Source organism: Acinetobacter sp. V89_4 (genome assembly GCF_029967875.1).
Lineage (GTDB): Bacteria > Pseudomonadota > Gammaproteobacteria > Pseudomonadales > Moraxellaceae > Acinetobacter > Acinetobacter oleivorans.
Window position 1 is genome coordinate 202,651 of record NZ_JASCAI010000020.1, and the last position, 24,647, is coordinate 227,297.

Below are 24,647 nucleotides of genomic sequence, written 5' to 3' on the forward strand. Positions count from 1 at the left end.
GGGTTTAATTTACTTAAGAAACACGCTTTCTTAAGTAAATTCATGACAAAACTAAAGGCTATAAATGGTTGTTGCAAAAGTGAACTTAATGAAATTCTTTGCAGATACATTTGCAATGGTTCTATTTTCGTTAGCCATAGGTACTTTTGTTGAACTAGTAATTACGGGTCTGACACTTGAACAAACATTTAAAATACGTGCTACCGCAATACCTGTTTCTCTACTGATTGGTCGACCATATGGGTTTTATCGCGATTGGATTTTTAAAAAAATATGGGCAAGACATAAAACAGCTGTACAAAGCTTTTTGCTAGACACATTCACTAATTTAACATTCCAGATTCCACTTTATATTTTGATACTTGCTTTTAATGGAGCAACTTTAGTGCAGATAGTTACGGCTGTCAGTTCTATTCTTTTAATTGTTAGCGTTTCTGGAAGACCTTATGGAGTCTTTCTAAATTTTTGCCGTAAATTATTTGGTGCTTCTACATGACATGATTAAAGAAACTCTCTTATAAGATACAAAAAGCCACAAAAGCTAAATCTATAACTTTAAAAGAATTTGTTTATATAACTAAGAACATTAAAAATTAGGTCATGGTAATGAAAAAAATATTCTTAGCAACTTTCACTGGGTTGGCTTTATTGGGCAGTAATGCGGTATTAGCTAAACCCGATGCTACATTAATAAAAGAAGCGACAAAAAATGTAGTCACAGTATCTAAAGCAAAAACTTTGGCTGATGAATCTGGAGTAACTTTGACGGGTACGATCGTAAAGCATATTGCTGGTGATCATTTCGAGTTTAAAGATGCTACGGGTTCGATTGTAATTGATATTGATGATGACTTGTGGAAGCCTCTACAACTAAAAGCCGGCGATAAAGTGCGTGTTGTAGGAGAGGTAGATACACATCGAGTTAAGCCTACTGATATTGAAGTTTTTAAGATTGAACGTATTAAATAAACTAGATTATTTATATTAATATTGTTCAAAGTAAAAAAAGAAAACTCCTATTTTAGGAGTTTTCTTTTGAAAGATAATAATTTTTATTATTGCGTTGAATTAAATGCCTCATGATAGTTTACATAGCCTTTAGGAAAATGACCTGAGAAGCTTAAGGCTTGGAAATACTCACTCGGTACATCAGGTAAAATTAGCTCAGGATTGTTTTTAAAACCAAAGCGGCTGTAATAGTTGGGATCACCTAATAAAACACATCCTTTTGCACCTAAGTTTTTTAATTTTTCTAGTGATTTATTCATCAGAAGGGAACCAATACCCAGCCCTTGTTTATTTGGATGAACTGAAATAGGGCCTAAACCATACCAACCTGTTTCCCCTGAACTGATTTGAACTGGAGAAATAGTAACATGTCCAATAATAGAACCATCTTCAACTGCCACTAGAGAAATAGTCAGTTGACCGTGGTTTCTTAAACTATTAACAATAAAATGTTCGGTATGACTCGTGTGCTCAGCATTTTGAAAAGCTGCTTTAGTTAAGTATTCGATGGCTTCTATATCTTCAACTTGCTCATCACGAATAATAATATTCATTAAAAATTCTTCCAGATTTATTGATTAGCTATACGATGTAACTTGTTTAGATAAGCTCCCTTCATTGGTTTTTTTGAAATATCTATGAACGAAAATTAAATATCTAGTTAGATTCTAATTTAAATAGCTCAAGCATCATAGCTAGTCAAATAAGATTAATTTTATGTATTTATTTTACCGTTCGTTAAATTGTTTTTAATTTTAATTATGTCATTCGTCAGAAAAATTGGATAACTATTTCATGTAATTAAATAGATAAATTGATAGATTTATCTAAATTAATTTTGTTTAAAAATTATACCGATTGATAAAAAAGGCAGCTTGGCTATATTCCATATCTATATTGCAAAATCAGCAATATATTTCTAGGATGGAATAAAAATGAAAAAAAGAGTAATAAAAATAGCAATATTGAGTTCATTATCTGTAATCACAAGCATGAGTTATGCGCAGGAATTTAAAAGATTCTCTGTCTCTGCTGGTTGGCTACATGTAATGCCACAGGGTAAAGCTAATCCATTTAATATTAATACCGCTGTTAAAAATGGAACCGCAGCTAAAGTCGGTACTATTTCAACAACCAGTTTTTTAAATTCGGTTGATCCTAATGCCACAGAAGTAGACTTAGGAGGAGAAGTTTTTAATCAAAAGGAGTTTCTAGAGCTAGCATTAAAAGATGAGTACATGAGGGAGATTATTCTTGATGAGAACGGTAATATCAAACCTGAAGTTTCCGGTGTTGCGACGATTCAAGGAATCGAAAACTGGCAACAAAATGATGCCGGGCTTGAGGTTGATGATGTAGATACGTTGGGGTTAACCTTTAACTATTATCTGAATGATAATGTGTCTTTACAATTTATTGGCGGAATTCCACCTAAAGTTGATGTTAAAGGAAAAGGTGAAATCTTAGCACCATTAAGTGGAGTCGCAATGTCTCCTAATGACCTAGTGAAATATCTTTTCCCAAATGGAATTACTTTAGGTCAGGCCATTCCGATTACCAACTTAGGCAATAAATCTAAAGCTGCAACTATTCGAGCATGGACGCCAACCATAGAAGCACAATATCAGTTTGGTAAAAGTGGGGTAAATAAGTTTAGACCCTATGTTGGAGTGGGTTTAATGTATGCTCATTTTAATGATATTAAACTCAACGATGGAATTCGTTCTGATTTAGTGTCCGCAGGCCATATGATCCAAAACGTGTTAGATGGCAAAGCTGGAGCGGCTTTAGACCGAAAAGAGTCGAGCGGAAAAATGGTCGTTAATGTCGATGCAGATGATGCGATAGCGCCTATTTTTACCGCTGGTTTTACCTATGATTTTAACGATTCATGGTATACGGTAGCTTCTGTGTCCTATGCAAAGTTAAGTAATAATGCCCAAATTGATGTCGTCAATCAAAATACGGGAACTCGCTTAATACATGCCACAACAAAAGTTGATATTGATCCACTGATTACCTATTTAGGGGTAGGTTATCGATTCTAATATTTTTTAAAAAGGGTATCTCGGAGTTAATCATATTTAAACTTTGAGATACCTTATTTGTTACTAATTATAAAAAACAACTATTACTTGTTAAACTCATACATAAAGTAAAATTTTATAAAAAATATTTTTAATATAATAAATTAAAAATATTTTTTGAGGATGGAAAATTGAAAAAAATCATTAAAACTTTATTATTATCTACTCTAATTTCAACTGCATCATTCACAGCTTTAGCTAAAAATGTTGAGCAAAAAGTTAATTTTTTACAAGGTTCTACTCATACCACATTAACTGGGAAATTTCAGGGTTATGATGATGTGAGATATAGACTTTATGCAAAGAATGGACAAATATTGAAATTCAATATTAATAGTCTTGGTAATTTAGCCTATGTTAATATTTTTGCCCCAGGTAAAAAGCCAGGTAAGGATAAGGCATTATTAATTGGTTCAACTATAGGATCTAAAGGAGAACTTACTTTACCAGTTGATGGTGATTATATTGTTCAGGTTTACCAAATGCGAAATAGTGCTCGTAAAAATAAAACTGTGAAATATAGTTTAGATATTGAAATATTAAATAAAGTAAAAAAGTAATGATTGCTAAAATTTACTAGCTCTCAAAAGAGAACTAGTAAATTTGAAAAAGATATCAATAAAGATTAATCGGTTAAAGAAAAAGACTCATGAATAGCACAACTTTCAACAAAAGTTTGATCATGTGAAATGAGCAATACAGCGCCTTCATAGCTTTGAATAGCGGTAGCTAATAGTTCTCTAGATTCAATATCTAAATGATTTTCTGGTTCATCTAATAACAAGAGTTCAGGGGGAGGATGTATTTGGCTAAGCGCTAATAAGGCTACTTTGAGTTTTTCACCACCACTGAGCTGAGATAAAAGTTGTGTACCTTTATCACCTCGAATTCGAAGTTGACCTAATAGATTTCGCCATTCTAGTTCTGAAAGCTCACTATTCATGTGGGTTAGATTTTCAATCACCGTCATTTCATCACATAAAAAGCTAAAGTTCTGGTCCAGATAAAAGCACTCTACAAATAAGTGAATGCTGTCACATGGCTGTTTGTTTTGAGCATGAATTGCTTTAAGTAGTGTCGATTTGCCAATACCATTTTGACCCGTTATGTGAATTTTTTCGGTTGCCTGAACCGCTAAATCTATGGGTTTTTGCGTTCCATATTTCAGTTTAAGTTTTTTTATGCGAAGGATTTCTCCAGATTTCTTATGAAAAGTAGGGAAGACAAACTGTTGTGGCTTGACTGTTTCAAGACGCATTTTTTTGTCTATTAAATCATTTTGACTGTTCGAAATTTGTCGTTGGTGCTGAGACTGTATGGCAGCAATACTTTGGCCTGCTTGTTCTTTCTTAAAATCGAGCAAAATTTTGGCTTGAGAATTTGATTCGCGTAATTTATTTCCAGCACGTTCACGTTTTTGAGCTTTCATTAATACTTCATGCTGCTTTTGCCTCATGTTTTTAACGTCGCGTTGGCCTTGCTGAACAGATTGCTCCAAAGCTGCAACATGAGTTTGATATTGGTCATAAAACTTTTCATAGTTTCCCGTTGTGTGATGTAAACCATGTTCATTCAAGTGATAAATATGATCTACTTCATTCAGTAAACTACGATCATGACTAATGATAAGAGCACCTGCTGGGTGTTTCCTCAAATGATCAATTAACCATTTTCTAGATTCCTGATCTAGATGATTACTAGGTTCATCAAGTAGCAAGTAATGATCTGATTTTAGAAATAAACAGCTTAATGCCAATTTAGTTTTTTGACCTTCGCTTAGATTTTTCACTCGAAAGTCTAAATCTGTTGGTAAACCCGCAGACTCCAATAAATTATTCCATAAGGTGGGTAAGTCCCATTTACCTTCTAACAAATCATAATCATCAAAGTTGGCAAGACCTTGTTCAACTCTTTTAAAAGCTTGATAAATATCTAGGATATCTAATGCTTCGGCAATGGTCTGGGCTGATAAACGATGCAACTGAGGTAAATATGCATGCTTTACATGCCAAGATATTTGCCCAGACGCCAGAATTGAATCTGATTTAAGTGTCTGATTTAACATTTGCATAAGCAAAGATTTGCCTTGACCATTACGGCCAATTAAAGCAGATACTTGATGCGATTCAAGGTTAAAATTTAGTTGTTGAAACATGACTTTAGATGAAAATTCTAAAGAGAGTTGTGATATTACACATGCCTGCTGAGTCATAAAAAACCTCATAAATACAGGATGTACAAAATAGGAAAAGTAGTTTTAAGCAGAGACGTTAAATCACAAAAAAATAGTCTATTTTGCACATCAAAAAAAGAAAAATTGATGAGAAAAAAGACTTACTTCATTGGCGTGACTCACGAAATTGGAAGAATAAGAAACTATTCTAGCTGGATTTTTGATTAGTGTAAAATTTATGCAATTTATTTTATTAAAAAACCCAATCGTTGGATTGGGTTTTTTGCATCTAAAAAAGTTTATTCTTTTACAACCAATACCTGAATTTTGGTACTGTTTAAAACATCTTGAGCAAAACTACCCAAAATAAGTTTTTGGAAGCCTTTGCGACCATGGGAACCAATCACAATCAAATCAGAACCTAAGTCTTCTACAGCTTTCAAAATACCGTCTGAAGAAATTTCACCTTGGATGATTTGAGTTTCGGCATCAATACCTTCTTCGGCACATAAAGCTTTTACAGTTGCGAGTGTTTTTTCTGCATTTGCTCTTGCTTCAACAAAATAATCTTTTACAACAGGTGAGATGTAATAAAAATCTACACCGCTAAAAGGATCTACCGCAACTAAGCTAATAGCGGTCAATTTGCTCCCAAAAGCTTTTGCAATATGAGCTGCTTGTCTTGCTGCCGCTAACGAAATTTCCGAACCATCGACTGGTACAATAATATGTTGGTAATTCATAATGTTATTCCTCTTATTTACAGTTGTTATATGTATGAAGCATTTATTAATTAAAGATTAACATATTTCATTCACGGTAAACATCTATTCGGCCATAGGAAAGAAAAATTAAATAAATTTATTTTAAATCATGGGTTTGTGTTTATTTTTCTATTGGTTGAGATGGTGTTTAGGTGGTATTGCTAAATAATTGATAATATTTACATGAAAATTACAAAAAATTACTGTTCATATTTCTGTCATATAGAAAACGTATAACAAAATAATGAATTAAGGGGAGAGTGAGGAAGATGGCTGATTTAACAGCAAAGAAAGTTAATAAACTTATTGAAGAGTTCCGTCAAACAGGTAAAGAACCCGAAAAGTTAGTTATTGGCTATAAAACTTATGCCAGACTGATGACCGAAGATAAATTTGCAGAAAAAGTTGTCCCTTCACTTGAAGACTCAAAAGAACGCTTATATAAAAATCTAAAAATTAAACTCGTCACTGAAAAACATTATTTTGAAATTAAATAAAAAATTATGTGAACTACATCACTTGTTATTAAACCAAAGTAACACTAAATAAGTTTAATAACATGATTATTGTATGATGATACAAATTAATAGTGTAGCCAACATTTGAAAACAGCAATCGTTTATAAACTCGATAGAATAAATTGCTTTTATTTTAAGTAGTGGAATAAATTGAAATGCCGACATTCAGTGTAATTATATTTTATGTTTTAGCTATATTAGGCAGTGTAGCTATTGTTTATGGAGTAATCAGTTTAAGTGTTTTTTTAATTGTTATTGGATTAGCTCTATTATTTGCAGCATTATTATTAAAGAAAGAGTTTAAATTAGATATTTTATTTTGGAAATAAATATAATATGAGTTTGTATTTTAATTTCCTGTAAAAATTTTCCCAATAGAACTGAAATGAAAAAGTTCAGTTCTAAAAATATGAGTTTTTATGATGAATAGTGATGCAATAACGTTTTTTAGATTAGAATTATTACAATAAAATATAAAAGTAGAATATTTTAAATTTATTTAAGTATTTAAAAATAAAAAAGTTTCATTTAGGATAAAAGTAAAATTGTAAAAGCGTTTTTAGCTATTAAACAATAACAAAGCGAGGTAAGCATGACTTATAAGTATGAGTATGCAGGGTTCTGGTTAAGATTTGGTGCAATGATCATTGATACTCTTATTCTTTTTTTGGCTGTTATTCCTGCAGCATGGATTTTTTATCAGGGGGATTACGACTTAGTCTTTGCTACAGGTTTAAGTGCTAAGCCACAAAATTATTGGTTCGATTTGATCGTGAACTATGTATTTCCTTTATTGTATTCAATTTTATGTTGGTTGTATTTTGCAGGAACGCCAGGTAAACGATTGATGCGATTAAAAGTTTTAGATGAAAAAACAGGTAATAAGCTAACAGTCACGCAGAGTATCATTCGATATGTTGGCTATATTCCGTCAATTTTAGTGTTTGGTATTGGTCTTTTTTGGGTTGCATTTGATGCTAAAAAACAAGGTTGGCATGACAAAATGGCAAAATCAGTGGTAGTAAGAGAACTATAAAAATAAGACTAAAAAGCGTTCATAGCATTGAAAAAGGCGCTATGAACGCTTTTTTATTAACTTTTTTTGACCTTAAATTTAAGTACTAAAAACACAATAAGACCGACAATAAGTCCCCAAAAGGCTGAGCCAATACCAAAAAATTGAATGCCCGAAGCACTGCATAAGAAGGTAAATAATGCAGCTTCACGGTCTTCAACAGGACCAAAGGCAAGCGCAATGTTATGGCTAATGGTTCCAAGTAATGCGATACCAGCTAAAGCTACAATAAAGATATGGGGAAAAGACATGAGCAAGCTTGTCAGTGTTGCTGCAAATAGTCCCATCAATGCATAGAAAAAACCAGAGCTTATGCCAGCAATATAGCGTTTACTTGGGTCAGGATGAACTTGATCGTCAAGGCATACAGCTGCACTAATCGCAGCAATATTAACGCTATAGCAACCAAAAGGTGCAAGCAAAACTTGGGTTAAACCTGTCCAGCCAATGAGTTGGTTAACATGCGGTTTGTAACCATAACTTTTGATCATGGCAATACCGGGTAAATACTGCGAAGCCATACTAATCACAAAAAGAGGTAAGGCTAAGCCTAAAAGAGCCGACCAGCTAAAGACAGGACTAATCCAAACAGGTTTAGCCAAAGACCAGTGAAGCGTAGGCATATGAAAGTCTAAAAACACAGGGCAGAGCACAACACCAGCAAGTGCTGTGAACACGATGCTATAACGCGGCCATAATCTTTTTGTAATGATATAAATGACGAGTAAAGATAAAACGAATGCCCAATCATTTTGCAAACTTGCGAAAAGTGAAATACCAAATTTAAGTAAAACGCCTGCAAGCATGGCACTGGTTAAGCTTTGTGGAATATATGAAAGTGCTTTTTGAAAAATTCCAGAAAAACCTAAAATCGCTGTCAGTACACCAACCACTAAAAAAGCACCAATTGCTTCATTTATGCTATATCCACCGCCAGTTGCAATAATTAAAGCGAGACCAGCGGTTGACCATGCAGTTGCTACAGGGTATTTAAATTTCCACGAAAGAATAAGTCCTGATAAACCAAGACCCAAACCTAAAGCCCAAAACCATGAGGTGATTTGTTCAGGTGAAGCACCTAAAGCTTGGGCAGCCTGAATGACTAAAATAGCCGAAACACTAATACCAATAAGAAAGGTAATGAAACCCGCGAATACGGCTGGAATAGAAAAATCTTGAAGAATCTTTTGCATAGCTAAATGTTCTAAATCCCTGAAAAATTAATATGTTTCTGCCTTTGTTTTCAGCTCGCTAAATCTAACAATTTTTTTAAAGAAGGTGCTTTCTATTTTTAGCCTAAAATGGAAATAATATTTTTAAAATATTGAATAATGATATTATTCCTTTCATAAATAACACTAAATTTGGAATATTGTTTTATGGAAGAGCAGGCTGAGAATTTATCACCACTCGAATTGAAAATTATGCGTGCATTACAAGAAAATGGACGCTTAAGTAATGCTGAATTGGCTAAGCTTGTAGGCATAAGTACGTCATCTTGTTGGAATCATACTCAGCGTCTTTTTAAGATTGGGGCAATTTTAGATGTACGCGCTAGGATCAATCCAAGCATGGTGCAGCGTGATACGGTGGTACTCGTTGGTGTGGTTTTAGACCGCTCAACCCCAGACAGCTTTCAGGCATTTGAACAAGCATCAGGTGATTTGGAAAATGTTTTAGAGTGTTATTTGGTGGCGGGAGAAGTCGATTATTTTCTAAAAATTCGTGTTAAAGATTTAGCTGCGTTTAACCGATTCCATAGTGAAAAGATTATTGCCTTAACTGGAGTAAGACAAGTTAGAACATTTTTTGTGCTCAATGAAGTTAAAACAGATGGAATGCTGGCATTTTAACAGCTCATCATGTTTTAACTTTATAGTGCAAAAACCGATAGGTAAAGATGATTAGATTGTTGAGGTTGCTAGTTTTAGACCAAATCCGAAGAATAGAATTCCGACTAAAAAAATACTACTAGCTGCAATTTTATGGCTTTGTTTAAAAAATGCTGAAAGTTTGATTCCAGAGAAGATTAATGCCGTTAAATAGCTAAAACTAATCACCTGCAAAATAACCGCTAAAATTAAAAAGCTTAGAGCGGGGTAGGCATAGTCGGGTTCAACAAATTGAACAAAGAAAGATAGGAAAAATAAAATCGCTTTAGGGTTAAGTAAACTAATACTGAGTGCTGTTTTATAAGGATGAACTTTATCTAAAGCGGGTAAATCAGCCATTTCAGGTTGTGGTTGATTACGTTGTTTCCAGCGTTGAATACTACCTTGTAAGAGTTTAAAGCCTAAATAAGATAGGTAAAGGGCACCTGTTAATTTAAGAATAACAAATACCCATGGAAATGCTTTAAGTAGAGATGCAGCCCCTAGTACGGTACACAGCATTAAAATGAGATCGCCAGTAAAAATACCTAATGCGCCCATATATCCAGTTTTAATGCCGTAACGTGAAGCAATTGACATCACATATAGAGAGTTGGGCCCTGGCAATAACACAATTAGGAATGTACCAATAATATATGTTGTTAGATCTGTTATGCCGAACACGAGAAACCCAATAAAAAACCGATTTTTGCCATGATAACAAAAATCGGTAATTTTGTATGAAAAGTGCAGTTTTTTAAGGTTTAATTTCCGCATCAATTCCGAAAGATTGACGTAATAAAAAACTTAATTGGTCACGGGCTTTAATAAAGCCATCAACACCACCTTGTAAAAGTTGGAATGCCATTAAGTCATGATTAAGTTCATCTTTAAAACTTTGTTCATTTTGAGCTGGTCTAACAATAGCCTCTGCTTGCTTTGATTTAGTCGCATCAAGAGCTGCATCAACTGTACGTGTATCTTGCTCAAGCTGAGTAAGTAGACCAGGAGAGATCGTTAGCAAATCACATCCTGCAAGTCCAAGCACTTGATCAATGCTACGGAAGCTCGCACCCATCACTTGAGTTGGAATATTTTGCTGTTTGTAGTAAGTGTAGATTTTTTTAACTGAAACCACACCCGGGTCTTTTTCGATTGGGTAAGCATCTACACCTTCGGCTTTTTTGTACCAGTCTAAAATACGGCCTACAAACGGAGAAATTAAAGTAACTTTTGCATCTGCACATGCCTGAGCTTGATGTAAACCGAAAAGGAGAGTGAGGTTACAAGCAATTCCTTCAGCTTCGAGTACTTTAGCAGCTTGAATACCTTCCCAAGTTGACGCAATTTTAATTAGAATACGTGACTGATCAATACCATAACCTTTGTAAAGTTCACATAATTCATGTGCTTTTTGAATGGTGGCTTCAGTGTCATATGAAAGTGCAGCATCAACTTCTGTAGAAACACGGCCTTCAATGAGTTTTAAAATTTCTACGCCAAATTTTACAGTCAAAATATCAATGGTTCTTTCGATTAACTCATCGTTACTATAGCCTTCTTCTTTGGCTTGATAATAAGCATCTTCAATCAGCTCTTTACTTTCAGGTTGTTCTGCTGCTGCCGTAATCAATGAAGGATTTGTCGTCGCGTCTAATGGACGAAATTTACGAATTGCATCAAGGTCACTACTATCGGCAACAACGGTCGTTAATGTTTTTAATTGGTCAAGTGCTGTATGAGTCATTGATATTCAACATCTTCAGTAATAAATCTTATGCTTTCTTTTATAGCACAAAGTCTATTCATGCTGTCGATATATCAATTGTTATATTTCAAAGAAAAACGTTTAGGTTCTGCATCTCAATTGAAATAATTTTAAGGTGCCTGTTGCATTCGTTGCTTACGGATATATTCAATTAGAAATCTAGCAGCCGCACCGAGTTCACTTTCACGGCTCCACACTAAGTCGACGTAATATTCAAATCTTGGAGTGAAATCTAATAAATCCAATACTTTAAGCTTGTTTTTTAGTTCGGGGTTTTCTTTAAACATTTCTTGAGGAAGAACACCCCAACCTAGATTGCGTAAAATCATTAAACAAGCAGAGTGGTGGTTGTCTGTACGCCAATAATGTTTCGAAAATAGCAATTCAGGTTTTAAAGTCTCATCTCGGCTTGCAACTACAATTTGTCGTGTAGTAAGGATTTGTTCATAAGAAACCTGATTTTGACTTGCGAGGGGATGGCTATTTGAAATAACCGGAATTAGAGCCTCACGTTTAAGTTCTACAAATTGTTCTCTGTTATCTAGGTGTTCGCGTTCAAACATGAGTGCAAGTTGGGCAGATCCATCTAATAACATTTGAAGTGCATCTTCTTGAGGGGCAGACACAATATTAATTTGTAAGTCTGGAAAACGACTTTCTAAAAGACAAATATAGTCGGTCCAATTGGTGTGTAAAAGTTCAGAGACAATCACAAGAGTTAAATTGGCCTCTAACCCTGTACTTAGCGCGTGAGCATGCTGTTTCCATTGATTCATCTCAATTAAAAGCTGAGATGTCTTTTCGTATAACACCCGTGCTTCGTCAGTAGGGACGGGTTCACGGCCTTTACGGTCAAATAAAGTCAAGTTCAGATCAATTTCTAAGTTGGCAATAGACATGCTTACAGCCGAAGGAACTTTTCCAAGTTTACGTGCTGCTGCTGAAAAAGAGCCGGTTTCAATCACGGCCTGAAACATGAGTAGTTGTTCTTGATTAATATTCATCTGTCAAAAAAACTGAAAGAATCTGATTGGATTAATCAATATTATAAAAATAAAATGCACATTATCCAAGTTATTATTGAGTATTTAAAAATGTTGATTTCCAAGAGAAGGCTCATTCATGCAATCAGTTATGAAGGAATTTTATTGGTCATCATTGCGATTGCATTAAGTTTTATTTTTGATATGCCAATGGACGTAACCGGAACACTCGGTGTGTTTATGGCAGTTGTTTCAGTTTTCTGGAATATGATTTTTAACCACTATTTCGAAAAAGTAGAGCATAAATATAATTGGGAGAGAACGATCCCTGTACGGATTTTACATGCGATTGGTTTTGAAGGTGGTTTGTTGATTGCAACAGTACCGATGATTGCATATATGCTTCAGATGAGTGTCATTGATGCACTTATTTTAGATATTGGTTTAACCTTATGTATTTTGGTTTATACCTTTATTTTCCAGTGGTGTTATGACCATATCGAAGATAAGTTTTTCCCAGATGCTAAAGCAGCATCACTTCATTAAAAATTAAGTTGTTAAACTAAAAAAGCACCCATCAGGGTGCTTTTTTTAAAGGTGAACCGTAGAATTATTTCTCTACGATTGCTACAACACCTTCACCACCTGCTGTACAGATCGAGATTAATGCGCGGCCTGAACCTTTTTGATTAATCAATTTAGCAGCAGTTGCCAAGATACGACCACCAGTTGCAGCAAATGGATGACCTGCACCTAAAGATGAACCATTTACGTTCAGTTTAGAACGGTCAATTGAACCTAAAGGTGCATCTAAACCAAGACGTTCTTTACAGAATTTTTCATCTTCCCAAGCTTTCAACGTAGACAACACTTGAGATGCAAATGCTTCATGGATTTCGTAGAAATCGAAATCTTGAAGCTTAAGGTTTGCACGCTTAAGCATACGAGGTACTGCATAAGCAGGAGCCATCAATAGGCCTTCTTTAGGACCATTTTTACCAATAAAGTCAACAGCAGCTGTTTCAGAGAAAGAAAGGTAAGCTAAAACTTCATGACCGTTTTCTTTTGCCCATTCTTCAGAAGCAAGCAATACAACAGAAGCACCGTCAGTTAACGGAGTTGAGTTACCCGCTGTCATTGTTGCAGTTTCGCCTTTACCGAAAACTGGCTTCAATTTAGCAAGTTTTTCAACTGTGCTGTCTGCACGTAAGTTGTTGTCACGGTTAAGACCTAAGAATGGAGTGATTAAGTCATCAAAGAAACCACGTTCATAAGCAGCAGCAAGTTTTTGATGGCTGCTTGCAGCTAATTCGTCTTGCGCTTCGCGAGTAATACCCCATTCTAAAGCAGTAATTGCTTGGTGCTCGCCCATTGAAAGGCCAGTACGTGGTTCACCATTGCTTGGAGCATCAAGTAGCTTTTTAAAATCAATTTTTGTTAAAGCTTTGAGACGGTCTTTACCAGTCTTAGCAACATTGAGCTCAAGTAAAACTTTACGTAAACCATCACCTACAGCAATCGGTGCGTCAGAAGTTGTGTCTACACCACCTGCAATACCTACATCGATTTGACCAAGTGCAATTTTGTTTGCAACAACAAAAGCTGCTTGTAAACCTGTACCACAAGCAATTTGAATGTCATAAGCAGGAGTTTCAGGAGCAAGATCTGTGCTCAATACAACTTCACGAGTCATGTTGAAGTCACGGCTATGTTTTAAAACAGCACCCGCAACGACTTCACCAATACGCTTACCTTGTAAGTTAAAGCGCTCAACCAAACCATTCAATGCTGCTGTCAGCATGTCAGAATTAGACGCTTTAAAATAAGCAGTATTTGAACGTGCAAATGGAATACGGTTGCCACCAATAATTGCAACGCGGCGAACAGTGTTTTGGCTCATGGTTTTATCCTGTTGAACAGAAGTTTTGGTTTTTGTTGCTTTTGGTGCTGCAACTACATTATTAGAAGATGTAGATGGGGTTGCTGTAGCAGCGCTCTTATTACGAGGGCTACGTGCAGGTGCAGTCGTTGAACGAGTACGTGTCGTTTTTGGAGTATTAGTTGCTGCTTTAGGAGTTGTGCTGTTACGCTTAGCCGTGTTAGAAGCCGGCTTTGATGTATTTGACACTTTTTCCTCAGCAGAATTCTCGACTGCTGGATTTTCTTGAGTTGTCTTGCTCATAAGGCTTTTCCAAGCATATTAACGATATTCTTATAAGCTACATTAACACAATTCAAATAGACCTGTATTGACTAGAATGACATTGTAGATAGCATTCAGGTCAAGACATCCAAAGATGAACTCAAGTATGATTTGAAGTAACTCTAATGAACGACTGATTTCATATTGTTGCTATTCATCTCATAACATAATGAAGCCTGTCGTAGAAAATTCATTTCTTTGAGAGATAATAATCATGACTGATCAATACCAAGCATTTACACAATCTCCTATTGGTAAATTCGTTGTTAAAAATCTGGGTTTACCATCGCCAGTTGCATTAGAGCGTTTTGAAAGTGCTCAGCCAGTAGTGAATGGTGCAGTATTGGTTGGCGCAGCGCCGTCAAGTGTATTATCTGGTGCGATTGCACAAGTACTTAGCAATATTCATGCTGACAGCTATGTAGGCAATAATGTTGCATTACAGCAAGAAGCTGCAAAAGTTGGTTTAAATTTACGCCCATTTAATGCAGGCGACAAAGAATCAAAATTCAAAGCAGTAGTATTTGATGCTTCTGGTATTCAAAACTCAGAACAGTTAAATGAACTTTATAAATTCTTTAACCCGATTGCACGTCAAGTTGCGACTTCTGGTCGTGTTATTGTCATTGGTACAACTCCTGAAACTGCAAAAACTGTAAAACAAGCGATCGCTCAGCGTGCACTTGAAGGCTTTATCAAATCTGTAGGTAAAGAATTTAAAAAGGGTATTACTGCTCAAGTTGTCTATGTAGACGAAGGCGCTGCTGCAAACCTTGAATCAACTTTACGTTTCTTGCTTTCTCCACGTTCAGCTTATGTGTCTGGTCAAGTGATTCGTGTATCTAAAGCAGATGTGGTTGATGTTGATTGGGCAAAACCGCTTGCTGGTAAAACTGCATTAGTAACTGGTGCGAGCCGTGGTATTGGTGAGGCAATTGCACATGTGTTAGCACGTGATGGTGCTCATGTTATTTGTTTAGATGTACCACAACAACAAGCTGACCTTGACCGTGTAGCTGCTGACATTGGCGGTTCTACATTGGCAATTGACATTACTGCTGCTGATGCGGGCGAAAAAATTAAAACTGCTGCGGCAAAACAAGGCGGTTTAGATATTATCGTTCATAACGCAGGTATTACTCGTGACAAAACTTTGGCAAACATGAAGCCAGAGCTTTGGGACTTGGTTATTAACATTAACTTGTCTGCTGCTGAACGTGTAAATGACTACTTGTTAGAAAACGATGGTCTAAATGCAAATGGCCGCATTGTTTGTGTATCATCAATTAGTGGTATTGCTGGTAACCTTGGTCAAACAAACTATGCTGCATCTAAAGCTGGTGTAATTGGTTTAGTTAAATTTACTGCACCTATCTTAAAAAATGGTATTACCATTAACGCAGTAGCACCGGGCTTCATCGAAACTCAAATGACTGCTGCGATTCCATTTGCAATTCGTGAAGCTGGTCGCCGTATGAACTCAATGCAACAAGGTGGTTTACCTGTTGATGTAGCAGAAACGATTGCATGGTTTGCATCAACTGCTTCTACAGGAGTAAACGGCAACGTTGTACGTGTGTGTGGTCAAAGCTTGTTGGGCGCTTAAGCACTTTTAGCTAAAAAGGGGTGCTTGTGCATCCCTTTTTTGTTCAAGAATCTATAAATTATAAAAGGTTAGGTATGAATACTCGTCATTTTAGCCAGCTACCAAAAGCGGCATTAGCTTACCCAAAAGTGGTACAAGGTTTAATTTTTAAAAAGCCGAAAGGTCCAAAAATCTTACCGCAAGTTGAATATGTGGTAGATACTCTAGAAATTGATCAGAGTCATCTTAAAGCTTATAACGAAGTATGTGGCTTTCAAAATAATGGCTTTGTACCGGCAATTTATTTGGCTGTGCTTTCTCAAAGTTTGCAAATGCACATGATGACAGCAGAAGCCTTTCCATTTCCGATTTTAGGTTTAGTTCATATCCGTAACCAGATTAAACAAACCAGACCAATTGGTGTGACTGAAAAACTAACCTTGTCATGCAAATTTGGGGAATTAAAACCGCATGATAAAGGTGTTCAGTTTGACTTTATTACCACGGCAAAAGTTGGCAATGAAGTGGTGATGGAAGGCTTAACGACTTATTTATCTCGCCAAAAAGTCGAGAAAAGAGTCGGTGAGAAAGCCAAAGAAGAACAAGCGCCAGCTTATGTTCCAAAGGCAGAGTGGGATATTTTAGAAAACACAGGCCGCCGTTATGCGAAAGTGTCTGGAGATTTTAACTTAATTCATATTCATGCTATTACAGCAAAAGCATTTGGCTTTAAACAAGCCATTGCGCATGGTATGTGGAGCAAGGCTAAAGCATTAGCGAATCTTGAATTACCAAATGCTTATGAAGCAGATGTGTGGTTTAAACTACCAATGTTTTTACCATCAAAAGTTGAGTTTTTAACTGCCAATGCAGATAAAAAAACTGATTTCTTGATTCGTAATGCCAAATCTCAAAAACCGCATGTTGCAGGAACTGTAAAAGCATTATAAAAATATCAGCAGCCTGAACAGATGTTTGGGCTGCTTTTGAGCAAAATAACAAAAAATGCAAGGAACTTCATGTGATTAAAGAAATTTTACTGGCCGATACCCATAACTATCACGGTATTTTAGATGAACGTTTTATTGATTTAGCCCACCAATTTAGCCGTCTTCAAGATGCTAGAACAGGACAAGGTGGAGCTGCATTAGCGGTTTATTTTAGAGGCCAGAAAGTTGTAGATATTTACACCGGTCTAAAGTCACAAAGTGAAGCTTGGCAACCCGATACTTTGGCAGTTTGCTACTCTACAGGTAAAGGTGTACTTGCAACCTTGGCGCATATTTTAGTCAGTGAAGGTTTTTTAGAATACGATAAACCGATTGCGACCTATTGGCCTGAGTTTGCTCAAAATGGTAAAGAGCAAATGACTTTACGCCATGTGCTGAGCCATCAAAGTGGTATGTTTGATATTCGAAATATCATCGAAAGTGCGAGGGAAATGCTCGACTGGTCACATATGTTAGATGTGATGGCAGCCACCAAGCCAAGATTTCTTGCAGGACAGGGTAATGCTTATCAAGCCTTAACATTTGGTTGGCTTGTCGGTGGCGTGCTTGAAAAAGCAACTGGTCAATCTTTAGATCAACTCATGCAAAAATATCTTGTTGAACCTTTGCAGTTAGACGGTGCTTATTTTGGTACGCCTGCAAGTGAGCTGGAACGTGTAGCACGTTTAATTATTCAACCAAAACCAGAAAAACCAGCATCTACTACTCAGGCTGAAAAACCTAAAAAGCCTCAAGTACGCAAGAGTTCACTTTCTGAAAAAATGATTACGTGGACGGGGCAAGACCCGCAAGATTTTCAGGATGCCATGATTCCAAAAGGAATGAAGCATTTTAGTTTCTTTAGTGATGAAGGATTGCAAGCAGTCATTCCGGCGGCGAACGGCACATTTACTGCAAATAGTCTTGCTAAAATTTATGCGATGCTGGCAAATCAGGGTGAATGGGATGGACAGCAACTTATTCGCCCAGAAGTATTTAAAGAGCTCAGTACCATTCAAAGTTATGCACGTGATCGTGTCATGCCAATTCCGATGAATTGGCGTTTAGGCTATCACCGCATTATTACCATGGGTAAACGCGCTAAAAATGGCTTTGGACATATTGGTTACAATGGTTCAGGGGCGTGGTGCGATCCTGAGCGCGACCTGAGTTTTGCCTATACTCATAACTTTCAAATTGGTTCGATCACGGGTGATTACCGTTTGTGGGGGCTGACTCAAGAAGCCTTACGTTGCACTGACCAAATTTTAAAAGGCCGTAAAGGCTGGTTCTAATTTTAGTGTTTTAAAGCTGGTATTCTAATTAATGCCAGCTTCTATATTTATAATAATTCTAGGCGAATAATTGCTTCGGTATGGCGCTTGAAGTCTTCTTCAACTAAACCGTGTAAACCAAGTTGATAAATCCCTTCTAATCCGCACACAAAAGCAATGAGTCGCCAAGCTATGTCTGTTGAATTAGATATATTTTTAAATTCACCTTCTTTTTTACCAGATTCAATGGCCTGCACAATTGTTTGATGCCAATTCTGCATAGCAAGGTTATAAGCCTTTCGTATTTCAACATCTTGTTCAATTAAGAGTTCTGCTTCATTCCATAATCGTAAGTAGGGCTGAAGTTTATCTATGTTTTCTGCGCCTAATAAGATGAATAGTCTTTGAAATTGGCTAGTGGTTTTTAGGGTTTGTTCAATTTCATCAAGTTGTTCCATAAGCTTTAAAAAAGCTTCAGCTTTTAAATGAGATGCCGAAGAAAAGTGGTGGTGAACTTGTCCGGTTGATGTTTGTGCTTCTGTTGCGATTCGGCGTACCGTCATGGCTGTAAAACCTTCAGCCAAAGCAACTTGCATGGCTGCTTGCAGAATCATTTCTCTGCGTTGATCGCGATTAAGATAGGCCATGTTTCTTTCACCTGACTGAATTCGACACAAATTACATTAAAACTAAAAGTTGGACAAGTGTCCAATTGTGTATATAATAACCATGATTTGAACACATGTCCAAGTTTTGGATATTGAAGAGCGTTATGCAAAAAAAATGGTTAATCCTGACAATTATCGTCCTTATATATTTACCAGTTACGATTGATGCAACGGTGATGCATGTTGCTACACCATCTTTAAGTGCAGCATTGAATTTAACTGCCAATCAGCTTTTATGGGTCATTGATATTTATTCACTGATTATGGCAGGTTTGATTTTGCCGATGGGTGCACTTGGTGATCGTATTGGCTTTAAAAAATTATTATTTATTGGAACTGCAATTTTTGGAGTCGGTTCCTTAGCTGCGGCTTTTTCTCCAACAGCTTACGCGTTAATTGCTTCCCGTGCTGTTTTAGGTCTAGGGGCAGCGATGCTTATTCCTGCCACTTTATCAGGCATTCGTAATGCTTTTACCGAAGAAAAGCAGAGAAATTTTGCACTTGGTCTTTGGTCTACAGTGGGTGGCGGCGGAGCAGCTTTTGGTCCATTGGTTGGTGGATTTGTACTGGAACATTTCCATTGGGGAGCAGTATTCCTCATCAATATCCCAATTATTTTAGTGGTTCTGGTCATGATTGCGATGATCATTCCTAAACAACAAGAGAAAACGGATCAGCCAATTAATTTAGGGCAAGCTTTAATTTTAGTCGTGGCAATTTTAAGCCTGATCTATTCAATCAAATCGGCGATGTACAACTTCTCGGTACTTACAGTCGTGATGTTTGTGGTTGGTATAAGTACTTTAATCCACTTCATTCGAAGCCAAAAAAGAACGACCACGCCAATGATTGATTTGGAGTTATTTAAACATCCAGTCATTTCTACCAGCATTGTTATGGCGGTGGTTTCCATGATTGCTTTGGTTGGGTTCGAATTACTTTTGTCTCAAGAGTTGCAGTTTGTGCATGGGTTTTCTCCCTTACAGGCAGCCATGTTTATTATTCCATTCATGATCGCGATTAGTTTAGGTGGTCCATTAGCTGGAATCTGTTTAAATAAATGGGGACTAAGACTTGTATCTACTGTTGGTATTTTAATAAGTGGATTTAGTCTATGGGGGCTTGCCCAGCTTAACTTTTCGACCGATCACTTTTTAGCGTGGACGTGTATGGTCTTTTTAGGCTTTAGCATTGAAATTGCCTTATTGGCTTCAACTGCTGCCATTATGTCATCCGTCCCACCTCAAAAGGCAAGTGCAGCAGGTGCGATTGAAGGTATGGCCTATGAGCTTGGTGCTGGTTTAGGTGTCGCTATTTTCGGGTTAATGTTGTCTTGGTTTTATAGTCGCTCAATTATTTTACCAGCAGAGCTTCCGTCGAACTTAATTGAAAAAGCGAGTATATCGATTGGCGAAACCATGCAATTAGCTTCTAACCTTGAAAGCCCTTTGGGAGGGCAATTAATTGCAGTTGCTCAGCAAGCTTTTAGCTATGCGCATAGTTGGGTGCTTACAATCTCCGCCATTTGTTTCTTCCTTTTAACTGTATTTGTCTGGTTTAGCTTTCCAAAGAAAGTAAACTAAAATAAAGGGTAAAAAGAGAGATTTATCTTTCTTTTTACCCTCAAATGTCTTTTTTAATATTTTCTTTATAATAAATTTAGTTATTTAATTCTCATAAACAACCCATTCTTTAATAAATTTCATGTTTTTATTTCAAAATGATTAAATATTCATGTAATTGAAATTTAATGAAAAATTGATTGATCGAAAATTGACTGTGAAAAAATGGTTTGTTAACCTGCTATTCGAAAATCTAAAAACAAATAAAAGAGGCCGCTGTGAATTTTAAATTAAAAACATCACTTATTATTGGAGCAATTGTTGCGTCTTCACTTGTGTATGCCGCAACTGTACTTTCACCAAATCAGAATAATAATAGTGGATCAATACCATCTGGTTATTCAGATTTAGAATTTTCTTTAGCAAATGGGAATTGGGTCAAAAATCTCTCTTTACCGGCAAGTGCTAATAATTCGGACAAAATTACAATTCGTTCTAGTGCCGCCTATAGTAGTTATTTAGATACTTCTAATACGAATATTCCGTTAGAAGTGTTGAAGATAAATAGCGGAGATGTTTATCAATTCATCTTTAATAGCAGTCAAAATAAATGGATTGCTCAGTTAGCGACGGTTAGTCCTACCAATGGTACTAACTATGAGGTTGTACCTTTAACAACCGCATCAATGCAAAAAGTACTCATTCAAAATGACAAATGGGCACAAACCATTGCTTTACCAAGTGACGTACGTGACGGAACAACCGTACAAGTTGCTTCTACAGCAAGTGCAAATTCGGATATTGATAAAACAAATTTACTTTTCCCGAGCAGTTTTACATTAAAAAATGGATCTGAATATTGGTTTAAATATTATTCTGCTTTAGGAAAATGGGTGCCAGAATATATAAAACCTCAGAAGCTAAATGTTCAGCAAATCGGAACATCTTTAGCCGCGGTAAGTAGTCCACTTACCGAAATTGCATTTGGAGATGGAAATTGGGTTTCCAATTTCACTTTGCCTACCACTGCAAGTGATCGAGATAGAATTATTATCAAGTCTACAGCGACTTGGTCTGCAAAAATTAATAACACCAATATTAATAGCCAAGCGACTTTAACGCTTAAAACAGGCGATCAATATGAGTTTATGTATGTAAGCGACAAAGGATATTGGCAGCTGATCTCTTCACCAACAAAGGTGATTGATTCATCGGCAACAATCCCTACAACTTTACCGAATATGACTCAGCCCACTTTAAAGGTGAAACTGTCTACATCAAATTGGCAGCCAACCTTGCAGCTACCCGCTAAAGCTCAAGTCGGGGATAAGGTGGTTATTGTGTCGAATGCGTCGGCAGACACCTATATTAATGCCGCTAATGGCTTATCTACTGCAATTAAAAATGGTGAAAATCGCCGTTTTATTTACACCGCTCAAGGTTGGACAGTAGATAGTTATACAATTGATATGTTGTTAGTTTCTAGTCCAGAAGTAAATACAATTTTAGGTGAGAGCGCTGCAAAACTTAGAATGATTGAAGGCGTAAATTTAACAAATTTAACTGCTGAAAATTCGAATGCACGTTTTTACTTAAGAGATGTGGGCTATTTAACTTATAAAATCCCTGCTACTACTTTAAAAGACGCAATTTCGACTGGACGAGATGACACGACGGTACAAAATGAGCGAAAACGTGTATTGGCAGACGGTGTTTATTATCAAGGTAATGAACCTGGTGACGGTGGCTGTGGTTGGGCTTGGATCAATGCTTCTGCATATAATATGATTGGTGCAAATGATATTGCAGGTTGTTCTTTTGCCGCTATGCGCCATGAAGTCGGGCACAATCTTGGTCTGTACCATAATGGTTCAACCAATATTGGCTCAGGCTTTGCTCATCCGTTAGGAAGCACCGCAATGGGTGGCAATAATATTAATTTTTATTCGAGTCCATACCTATACAACCCTAAATATGGTGTACGTTTAGGGGAAGAAGGAAAAATTGATGCTGTCAGCGTCATTAACCTGAACGCACAGAAAATTTCTCTATATAACTAATCTCTATTTTTAGCTGTAAATAATGAAGAAAAATAAATTGTTAATAGGAACTGCTATCGCTTGTGTGGCGTTAGCAGTTTTAATCTGGTTTGCTTTTTCACAGCAAAGCTCTTCTGCTTTAACGTCGCCTTTAGAAAGTCGACAAGAGTCTGGGCCAAAAGTGGCAGATCGTCAGAATGAATTTGCTCGTCAAAATATGCTGAATTTGAGTCCATCAGAAAAGGAAAAGTTGTCTCAGCAACAGATTGTTTTTAATGAAATAGAAAAAGATCAGCTTCCTTCTAATGTTAATTTTCCGCTACTTAAAAATGCTAAAGGTATGATCATTAAATATGATCCAAATGTGATTGAACTTAAAAAAGTGGGTGACACTGTTAAGTTTCAAATGTTGGAATATGGCATTAATCGCACAGGGAAAATTGTAGAGATCGAACCTGTTGACCAAGATATTGTTCGGTGGACTGGAAAATTTGATCAGGGCGATCCAAATCAGAATTTCTTTACCATTACTCAAAGTCAAAAAGACCATTATACGATCATGCAGATTTTTACTGAGAAAGGAAATTATTCGGCTGAAATTAAGGATGGTGTTGGGCTGGTCCAAACCATGGATGAAGGTGTAACTGATCAAGAGCTACATCATGATCATCCTTAGACAAATAAATGGTTCTGGTAGAGAAAAGAAGTCAGTTCGCAGTTTATCTGTACGGATATGAGCTTTATGCGTTCACACTCTTTTAAAAACAAAGTATGCTTATGCCTGTAAAAAGGAGCATACATGTATCAAGTACTTGCTAGAAAATACCGTCCACGTAATTTCAATGAGTTAGTGGGGCAAAACCATGTTTCTCGTGCATTAAGTAGTGCATTGGAACGCGGTCGTCTGCACCATGCTTATTTATTTACAGGAACGCGTGGTGTAGGTAAAACTACAATTGCACGTATTTTAGCCAAGTGTTTGAACTGCGAAACGGGTGTGACTTCTACACCATGTGAAGTCTGTGCAACGTGTAAAGCGGTAAATGAAGGCCGTTTCATTGACCTGATTGAAATCGATGCTGCTTCAAGAACAAAAGTAGAAGATACACGTGAACTTTTAGACAACGTTCCTTATGCGCCAACGCAAGGTCGTTTTAAAGTTTACCTGATTGACGAAGTACATATGCTATCGACGCATTCTTTTAATGCGTTATTAAAAACACTAGAAGAACCACCAGAACACGTTAAATTTCTGTTTGCTACGACTGACCCACAAAAGTTACCGATTACGGTTATTTCACGTTGTTTGCAATTTACTCTACGACCTTTGGCTGTCGATGAAATTACCAAGCACCTTGGTGCTATTCTTGAAAAAGAGCAAATTAATGCTGATCAAGATGCAATTTGGCAAATTGCTGAATCTGCTCAAGGTTCATTACGTGATGCTTTATCTTTAACTGACCAAGCGATTGCTTATGGTCAAGGTTCTGTACATCATCAAGATGTTAAAGAAATGCTTGGCTTGATTGACCGTACGATTATTTATGATTTGATTTTAGCGATTCATCAGAACCAACGTGAGAAAGTAAGCCAGCTTTTATTGCAATTTAGACATCAAGCGCTAGATGTTTCACTTGTGCTTGATCAGTTGATTTCGACATTGCATGAATTGGCAATTTTGCAATATCTACCTGATTTGAGTTTGAAATATAGCGATGAAATCAATCGCAAAATCATGCAGTTGTCTAAGCTGATTTCTGCTCAAGATTTGCAGCTTTATTACCAAATCGCATGTAAAGGTCGTTCAGACTTGCAACTTGCCGTGACGCAAGAGCAAGGTTTTGAAATGTGCGTTTTACGCTTATTGGCATTCCGTCCTTTAGCGCCAAATGAAATTTTAGTAGCAGAGCCTGTTCAACAAAATGGACAAGCAGTGGTGAATCACCAAGTACAGCAACAAGTTCAAGATATTGCTCCTGTAAGTGCTGTTCAGCCTGTTGAAGTTATTAGTCAACCCGCTATGGTTGAACCTGAACCTGAACCTGAACCTGAACCTGAACCTGAACCTGAACCTGAACCT

General features: G+C 36.6%; 25 protein-coding genes. 16 read left to right on the plus strand and 9 right to left on the minus strand.

Going from position 1 to position 24,647, the window contains the following annotated elements; all coding sequences use genetic code 11:
* Positions 1 to 64 precede the first annotated feature (64 nt).
* Complete coding sequence (gene alaE / locus QLG01_RS08480) at positions 65 to 496, plus strand: L-alanine exporter AlaE (protein ID WP_191900116.1); 432 nt, start codon at positions 65 to 67, stop codon at positions 494 to 496.
* 110 nt (positions 497 to 606) lie between these two features.
* Positions 607 to 969, plus strand: coding sequence for a NirD/YgiW/YdeI family stress tolerance protein (locus QLG01_RS08485; RefSeq protein WP_005306481.1), 363 nt, complete (start codon positions 607 to 609; stop codon positions 967 to 969).
* Positions 970 to 1,055: 86 nt separating this feature from the next.
* Here the strand turns inward: QLG01_RS08485 and QLG01_RS08490 are convergent, their stop codons facing one another.
* Entirely contained in the window at positions 1,056 to 1,562 is a 507-nt protein-coding gene (locus tag QLG01_RS08490; RefSeq protein WP_282496238.1) for an N-acetyltransferase, read from the minus strand.
* 381 nt (positions 1,563 to 1,943) lie between these two features.
* On the opposite strand from QLG01_RS08490, the gene QLG01_RS08495 reads away from it, so the two are divergent.
* Complete coding sequence (locus QLG01_RS08495; RefSeq protein ID WP_282496239.1) at positions 1,944 to 3,056, plus strand: OmpW family outer membrane protein; 1,113 nt, start codon at positions 1,944 to 1,946, stop codon at positions 3,054 to 3,056.
* A gap of 170 nt (positions 3,057 to 3,226) precedes the next feature.
* A complete protein-coding gene (locus QLG01_RS08500; protein WP_151768752.1) occupies positions 3,227 to 3,655 on the plus strand; it encodes a DNA breaking-rejoining protein in 429 nt (142 codons plus the stop codon).
* 65 nt (positions 3,656 to 3,720) lie between these two features.
* Here QLG01_RS08500 and QLG01_RS08505 read toward each other — a convergent pair whose 3' ends face one another.
* Entirely contained in the window at positions 3,721 to 5,307 is a 1,587-nt protein-coding gene (locus QLG01_RS08505; RefSeq protein ID WP_282496240.1) for an ATP-binding cassette domain-containing protein, read from the minus strand.
* A 260-nt stretch (positions 5,308 to 5,567) separates the two neighbouring features.
* The gene (locus tag QLG01_RS08510) at positions 5,568 to 6,011 is read right to left on the minus strand and encodes a universal stress protein (protein ID WP_005306472.1); all 444 of its coding nucleotides are present in this window, start codon (positions 6,009 to 6,011) and stop codon (positions 5,568 to 5,570) included.
* 290 nt (positions 6,012 to 6,301) lie between these two features.
* On the opposite strand from QLG01_RS08510, the gene QLG01_RS08515 reads away from it, so the two are divergent.
* From QLG01_RS08515 to QLG01_RS08525, 3 genes are all read left to right on the plus strand, one after another.
* Positions 6,302 to 6,529, plus strand: coding sequence for a hypothetical protein (locus tag QLG01_RS08515; protein ID WP_004791683.1), 228 nt, complete (start codon positions 6,302 to 6,304; stop codon positions 6,527 to 6,529).
* Positions 6,530 to 6,705: 176 nt separating this feature from the next.
* Positions 6,706 to 6,879: a hypothetical protein gene (locus tag QLG01_RS08520; RefSeq protein ID WP_005306470.1), complete on the plus strand. Its 174-nt coding sequence runs from the start codon at positions 6,706 to 6,708 to the stop codon at positions 6,877 to 6,879.
* 263 nt (positions 6,880 to 7,142) lie between these two features.
* Entirely contained in the window at positions 7,143 to 7,586 is a 444-nt protein-coding gene (locus QLG01_RS08525) for an RDD family protein (RefSeq protein ID WP_013197421.1), read from the plus strand.
* A gap of 56 nt (positions 7,587 to 7,642) precedes the next feature.
* Here QLG01_RS08525 and QLG01_RS08530 read toward each other — a convergent pair whose 3' ends face one another.
* A complete protein-coding gene (locus QLG01_RS08530; RefSeq protein WP_282496241.1) occupies positions 7,643 to 8,818 on the minus strand; it encodes a benzoate/H(+) symporter BenE family transporter in 1,176 nt (391 codons plus the stop codon).
* Positions 8,819 to 9,004: 186 nt separating this feature from the next.
* Between QLG01_RS08530 and QLG01_RS08535 the strand changes: the two genes are divergently transcribed.
* Complete coding sequence (locus QLG01_RS08535; protein WP_282496242.1) at positions 9,005 to 9,478, plus strand: Lrp/AsnC family transcriptional regulator; 474 nt, start codon at positions 9,005 to 9,007, stop codon at positions 9,476 to 9,478.
* 51 nt (positions 9,479 to 9,529) lie between these two features.
* Here the strand turns inward: QLG01_RS08535 and leuE are convergent, their stop codons facing one another.
* The 3 genes from leuE to QLG01_RS08550 form a co-directional block, all read right to left on the minus strand.
* Positions 9,530 to 10,180 carry a leucine efflux protein LeuE gene (gene leuE / locus QLG01_RS08540; RefSeq protein ID WP_282496243.1) on the minus strand — a complete coding sequence of 217 codons (651 nt, stop codon included), beginning with the start codon at positions 10,178 to 10,180 and terminating at the stop codon, positions 9,530 to 9,532.
* Positions 10,181 to 10,253: 73 nt separating this feature from the next.
* Entirely contained in the window at positions 10,254 to 11,243 is a 990-nt protein-coding gene (gene tal / locus QLG01_RS08545) for a transaldolase (RefSeq protein WP_060466578.1), read from the minus strand.
* Positions 11,244 to 11,374: 131 nt separating this feature from the next.
* Positions 11,375 to 12,268, minus strand: a complete 894-nt coding sequence (locus QLG01_RS08550; RefSeq protein WP_151768350.1) for a LysR family transcriptional regulator — start codon at positions 12,266 to 12,268, stop codon at positions 11,375 to 11,377.
* Positions 12,269 to 12,358: 90 nt separating this feature from the next.
* Between QLG01_RS08550 and aceI the strand changes: the two genes are divergently transcribed.
* Positions 12,359 to 12,793, plus strand: a complete 435-nt coding sequence (gene aceI, locus QLG01_RS08555) for a chlorhexidine efflux PACE transporter AceI (RefSeq protein ID WP_005073799.1) — start codon at positions 12,359 to 12,361, stop codon at positions 12,791 to 12,793.
* A 64-nt stretch (positions 12,794 to 12,857) separates the two neighbouring features.
* Here the strand turns inward: aceI and QLG01_RS08560 are convergent, their stop codons facing one another.
* Entirely contained in the window at positions 12,858 to 14,429 is a 1,572-nt protein-coding gene (locus QLG01_RS08560; RefSeq protein ID WP_013197427.1) for an acetyl-CoA C-acetyltransferase, read from the minus strand.
* A 235-nt stretch (positions 14,430 to 14,664) separates the two neighbouring features.
* Here QLG01_RS08560 and QLG01_RS08565 point away from each other — a divergent pair, with 235 nt between their 5' ends.
* The 3 genes from QLG01_RS08565 (at position 14,665) to QLG01_RS08575 (ending at position 18,319) form a co-directional block, all read left to right on the plus strand.
* Entirely contained in the window at positions 14,665 to 16,056 is a 1,392-nt protein-coding gene (locus QLG01_RS08565; RefSeq protein WP_019458676.1) for a 3-oxoacyl-ACP reductase, read from the plus strand.
* A gap of 74 nt (positions 16,057 to 16,130) precedes the next feature.
* A complete protein-coding gene (locus QLG01_RS08570; protein ID WP_005306450.1) occupies positions 16,131 to 16,985 on the plus strand; it encodes a MaoC/PaaZ C-terminal domain-containing protein in 855 nt (284 codons plus the stop codon).
* Between the two features lie 71 nt (positions 16,986 to 17,056).
* Entirely contained in the window at positions 17,057 to 18,319 is a 1,263-nt protein-coding gene (locus QLG01_RS08575) for a serine hydrolase domain-containing protein (RefSeq protein WP_192836941.1), read from the plus strand.
* 47 nt (positions 18,320 to 18,366) lie between these two features.
* Here the strand turns inward: QLG01_RS08575 and QLG01_RS08580 are convergent, their stop codons facing one another.
* A complete protein-coding gene (locus QLG01_RS08580; protein ID WP_060466583.1) occupies positions 18,367 to 18,945 on the minus strand; it encodes a TetR family transcriptional regulator in 579 nt (192 codons plus the stop codon).
* Positions 18,946 to 19,070: 125 nt separating this feature from the next.
* On the opposite strand from QLG01_RS08580, the gene amvA reads away from it, so the two are divergent.
* The 4 genes from amvA to dnaX all read left to right on the plus strand — a co-directional run.
* Positions 19,071 to 20,549: a multidrug efflux MFS transporter AmvA gene (gene amvA / locus QLG01_RS08585; protein WP_151685115.1), complete on the plus strand. Its 1,479-nt coding sequence runs from the start codon at positions 19,071 to 19,073 to the stop codon at positions 20,547 to 20,549.
* A gap of 257 nt (positions 20,550 to 20,806) precedes the next feature.
* Positions 20,807 to 22,588: a metalloendopeptidase CpaA gene (cpaA, locus tag QLG01_RS08590; protein ID WP_282496244.1), complete on the plus strand. Its 1,782-nt coding sequence runs from the start codon at positions 20,807 to 20,809 to the stop codon at positions 22,586 to 22,588.
* A gap of 22 nt (positions 22,589 to 22,610) precedes the next feature.
* Positions 22,611 to 23,243 carry a metalloprotease secretion chaperone CpaB gene (cpaB, locus tag QLG01_RS08595; RefSeq protein ID WP_151768344.1) on the plus strand — a complete coding sequence of 211 codons (633 nt, stop codon included), beginning with the start codon at positions 22,611 to 22,613 and terminating at the stop codon, positions 23,241 to 23,243.
* A gap of 123 nt (positions 23,244 to 23,366) precedes the next feature.
* The coding region (gene dnaX / locus QLG01_RS08600; protein WP_282496245.1) for a DNA polymerase III subunit gamma/tau at positions 23,367 to 24,647 on the plus strand (1,281 nt) is incomplete at its 3' end.

Bases quoted from the DNA above. Each gene is read 5' to 3' on its own strand.
- QLG01_RS08510 (WP_005306472.1), bottom strand. From the start codon at position 6,011: ATGAATTACCAACATATTATTGTACCAGTCGATGGTTCGGAAATTTCG.
- tal (WP_060466578.1), bottom strand. From the start codon at position 11,243: ATGACTCATACAGCACTTGACCAATTAAAAACATTAACGACCGTTGTT.
- alaE (WP_191900116.1), top strand. From the start codon at position 65: ATGGTTGTTGCAAAAGTGAACTTAATGAAATTCTTTGCAGATACATTT.
- QLG01_RS08560 (WP_013197427.1), bottom strand. From the start codon at position 14,429: ATGAGCAAGACAACTCAAGAAAATCCAGCAGTCGAGAATTCTGCTGAG.
- QLG01_RS08530 (WP_282496241.1), bottom strand. From the start codon at position 8,818: ATGCAAAAGATTCTTCAAGATTTTTCTATTCCAGCCGTATTCGCGGGT.
- QLG01_RS08495 (WP_282496239.1), top strand. From the start codon at position 1,944: ATGAAAAAAAGAGTAATAAAAATAGCAATATTGAGTTCATTATCTGTA.
- QLG01_RS08535 (WP_282496242.1), top strand. From the start codon at position 9,005: ATGGAAGAGCAGGCTGAGAATTTATCACCACTCGAATTGAAAATTATG.
- QLG01_RS08515 (WP_004791683.1), top strand. From the start codon at position 6,302: ATGGCTGATTTAACAGCAAAGAAAGTTAATAAACTTATTGAAGAGTTC.
- QLG01_RS08525 (WP_013197421.1), top strand. From the start codon at position 7,143: ATGACTTATAAGTATGAGTATGCAGGGTTCTGGTTAAGATTTGGTGCA.
- cpaB (WP_151768344.1), top strand. From the start codon at position 22,611: ATGAAGAAAAATAAATTGTTAATAGGAACTGCTATCGCTTGTGTGGCG.
- QLG01_RS08570 (WP_005306450.1), top strand. From the start codon at position 16,131: ATGAATACTCGTCATTTTAGCCAGCTACCAAAAGCGGCATTAGCTTAC.
- QLG01_RS08550 (WP_151768350.1), bottom strand. From the start codon at position 12,268: ATGAATATTAATCAAGAACAACTACTCATGTTTCAGGCCGTGATTGAA.
- QLG01_RS08520 (WP_005306470.1), top strand. From the start codon at position 6,706: ATGCCGACATTCAGTGTAATTATATTTTATGTTTTAGCTATATTAGGC.
- QLG01_RS08565 (WP_019458676.1), top strand. From the start codon at position 14,665: ATGACTGATCAATACCAAGCATTTACACAATCTCCTATTGGTAAATTC.
- amvA (WP_151685115.1), top strand. From the start codon at position 19,071: ATGCAAAAAAAATGGTTAATCCTGACAATTATCGTCCTTATATATTTA.
- QLG01_RS08580 (WP_060466583.1), bottom strand. From the start codon at position 18,945: ATGGCCTATCTTAATCGCGATCAACGCAGAGAAATGATTCTGCAAGCA.
- QLG01_RS08485 (WP_005306481.1), top strand. From the start codon at position 607: ATGAAAAAAATATTCTTAGCAACTTTCACTGGGTTGGCTTTATTGGGC.
- QLG01_RS08505 (WP_282496240.1), bottom strand. From the start codon at position 5,307: ATGACTCAGCAGGCATGTGTAATATCACAACTCTCTTTAGAATTTTCA.
- aceI (WP_005073799.1), top strand. From the start codon at position 12,359: ATGTTGATTTCCAAGAGAAGGCTCATTCATGCAATCAGTTATGAAGGA.
- QLG01_RS08490 (WP_282496238.1), bottom strand. From the start codon at position 1,562: ATGAATATTATTATTCGTGATGAGCAAGTTGAAGATATAGAAGCCATC.